At 34.4% G+C, this 608-nt stretch carries 1 protein-coding gene; it reads right to left on the minus strand.

The genetic code is table 11. From position 1 onward, the window contains the following. Positions 1–608: Ig-like domain-containing protein (locus tag BTO16_RS17625; protein WP_170064448.1), on the minus strand; the 608-nt coding region annotated here is incomplete at both ends.

Raw genomic sequence — 608 nt, forward strand, 5'->3', positions numbered from 1 at the left:
ATCGCTTCCTACTGGTGGAACTGGCACGGTACCAACCATAATTGTTACAACTGCTGTAGAAGTTACTGTATTAACATCTGTAATTGAATAACTAAAAGTATCTGAACCATTATAACCATTTGAAGGTGTATACAGAACTTCATTATTAACTACAGAAATTGCAAAACCTTGAGCACTTGTTACTGATAACGGCAAACTGATTGTAACTCCTCCTGCTGGAATTAAATCATTCGCTAATACATCTAACGATAAAGCTGTATCTACATCTGCTGTGAACGAATCAATATTTGCTGTTGGAACGGATACAACTGGTCCTGAAACCGTTAAAGTTACTGTACCTGTTGAAGCATCTCCACTTCCATCTGTAATTGTATATTTAAAAGTATCTACTCCATCAAAGTCTTTTGGTGCTGAATACAAGATATCCTCATTAATCCCTAAAGTGATTGCACCTCCATTAGAACTTACACTTGTTCTACGTCCTTTTAACAATCTTAAAAAATGACTTAAATGTCTTCCATCAGTTCCAAAACTATCATTAGTTAACACAAGAATACTATTCTCAATACTATTATAACCGATTGATGATAGTGATAATGTTAACATTG

The organism is Polaribacter glomeratus (assembly GCF_002954665.1).
Classification (GTDB): domain Bacteria; phylum Bacteroidota; class Bacteroidia; order Flavobacteriales; family Flavobacteriaceae; genus Polaribacter; species Polaribacter glomeratus.